This window comes from Pseudomonas sp. NFACC14 (assembly GCF_900106885.1).
In the GTDB taxonomy this organism is placed as follows: Bacteria; Pseudomonadota; Gammaproteobacteria; order Pseudomonadales; family Pseudomonadaceae; genus Aquipseudomonas; species Aquipseudomonas fluorescens_AA.
In genome coordinates, this window is sequence record NZ_FNOA01000055.1 from 1 (window position 1) to 2,559 (window position 2,559).

Genomic DNA, 2,559 nt, shown 5'->3' on the forward strand with positions numbered 1-2,559 from the left:
GGCTTGCGAAGGCGTCAGAGAGGCGGTGGTCATCGCCCGTGAGGACGCGCCGGGGGACCAGCGCCTGGTGGCTTATGTCATCGCCAAGGAAGACGCGCGGCCAGTGGCTGGCGAGCTGCGCACGCAGTTGCTGGGCTCGCTGGCCGACTACATGGTGCCGAGTGCTTTCGTGATGCTCGAAGCCTTCCCGCTGACCACCAACGGCAAGCTGGATCGCAAGGCGTTGCCGGCACCGGATCAGTCGGCGGTGATCAGCCGCGAATACGAAGCTCCCCAAGGGGAAGTGGAAAGCGCCATTGCCCGAATCTGGCAGGATTTGCTCAAGCTCGAACGAGTAGGTCGCCACGACAATTTCTTCGAACTGGGGGGGCATTCGCTGCTGGCGGTGAAGCTGATCGAGCGCATGCGCCAGATCGATCTGAGCGCCGACGTGCGGGTGCTGTTCGGCCAGCCGACATTGGCTGCGCTGGCTGCTGCGGTTGGCGGACACGCGGACGTCGTGGTCCCGGCCAACCTCATTCCCGCTGGCTGCACACGAATCACCCCGGACATGTTGCCCCTGGCCGATCTGGACCAGGAGTCCATCGACCGGATCGTGGCGACAGTGCCTGGCGGCGTCGCCAACGTGCAGGACATCTATGCCCTGGCGCCGTTGCAGGAGGGCATTCTCTACCATCACCTGGCTGCGGAGCAGGGCGACCCCTACGTGTTGCAGGTGATGTTCGGCTTTGACAGTCGCGAGCGCCTGCAAGCCTTTGCCCAGGCTTTGCAGAGCGTGGTGTCGCGCAACGATATCCTGCGCACCGGCATGGCCTGGCAGGGCCTGGAGTCACCGGTGCAGGTGGTCTGGCGCCACGCGACGCTGGCCTTTGAAGAAGTCGGGCTGGATCCGGCGGCGGGCGATGCAGTGCAACAGTTGCACGAACGCTTCGACCCGCGTCACTACCGCCTCGACATTGCCCAGGCACCGTTGATGCGGCTGGCCTATGCCCAGGATCTGGCGAATCAGCGTTGGGTCGGCATGCTGCTGTTCCATCACGTGGCGCTGGACCACACCGCCCTTGAGGTGGTGGTGCATGAAATGCAGGCCAGCCTGCTGGACCAGGCAGAGCCGCTCGCACCGGCTGTGCCGTACCGCAATCATGTCGCCCAGGCCCGGTTGGGCGTGAGTCGCGAACAGCACGAAGCGTTCTTCCGCGACATGCTGGGTGACATCGACGAACCGACGTTGCCGTTCGGTCTGCTGAATGTGCAGGGCGACGGCAGCGGCATCGAAGAAATGCAACAAGGCGTGGATGGGGCATTGGCCCAGCGCTTGCGGACGCAGGCCCGTCAGCTCGGGGTGAGTGCGGCGAGCCTGGTCCACCTGGCCTGGGGCCAGGTGGTCGGGCGCGTCTCAGGGCGTGAGGAAGTGGTGTTCGGCACCGTACTGATGGGCCGGATGCAGGGCGGCGAGGGTGCGGACCGGGCGCTGGGGATGTTCATCAATACCTTGCCGTTGCGGGTGAGTGTGGGGCACATCGACGTCCGTACAGGCGTGAAGGCTACCCACGCCCGGTTGAGCGGATTGTTGGGGCATGAACATGCCTCCCTGGCATTGGCCCAGCGTTGCAGCGGTGTACCGGCCTCGCTTCCATTGTTCAGCGCATTGTTGAACTATCGGCACAGCGCCGGTGAAGCCGCGTCCGAGCAGGCCATCTCGGCCTGGCACGGGATTCACACCCTGGGCATGGAAGAGCGGACCAACTACCCGTTGTGCCTGAACGTCGACGACCTCGGCGAAGGTTTCCTGCTGACAGCCCAGGCGGTGGTCGAAGTGGGTGCGCGACGTGTCTGCGGCTACATGCATATGGCGTTGGAGAGCCTGGTGCAGGCGCTGGAGCATGCACCTGACGCCCCGTTGCGCGAGTTGTCGATCGTACCTGCCGACGAGCGCGAGCAATTGCTGGTGGCGTTCAACGCCACTGACGCCGAGTACCCACTGGAACAGACCATTCACGGCTTGTTCGAGGAACAGGTGCGACGCACGCCGGATGCGCTGGCGGTGCGTCATGGCCGGCACCAGCTCAACTATCGCGAGCTCAATGGGCTCGCCAACCGGTTGGCCCATTACCTGCGCAAACAGGGTGTGCAGCCGGACTCGCGGGTGGCGATCTGTGTCGAGCGTAGCCTCGACATGGTCGTGGGCTTGCTGGCGATCCTGAAGGCGGGCGGCGGTTATGTGCCGCTGGATCCGGCCTATCCGGCGGATCGGATTGCCTACATGCTCGAGGACAGCGCCCCGGCGGCGATCCTGGTGCAGACGGCCACACGTGGCTTGCTGGGCGAGACGGCGATCCCGTTGATCGATCTCGACAAAGGCATCTGGCAGGACGAGGTGGCGCCCAATCCGCAGGTGCCTGAGCTGACCTCGTCCCATCTGGCCTACGTGATCTACACCTCCGGTTCCACCGGTATGCCTAAGGGTGTGATGATCGAGCACCGCAATACGGTGAACTTCCTGACCTGGGCTCATGGCGCCTTTGACGCTGAAACCCTGTCGAAAACCCTGTTCTCGAC

General features: G+C 64.4%; 1 protein-coding gene. It reads left to right on the forward strand.

Annotated features, from left to right (window positions below; translation table 11 throughout):
* The coding region (locus tag BLU85_RS30070; RefSeq protein ID WP_139212831.1) for an AMP-binding protein at positions 1-2,559 on the forward strand (2,559 nt) is incomplete at both ends.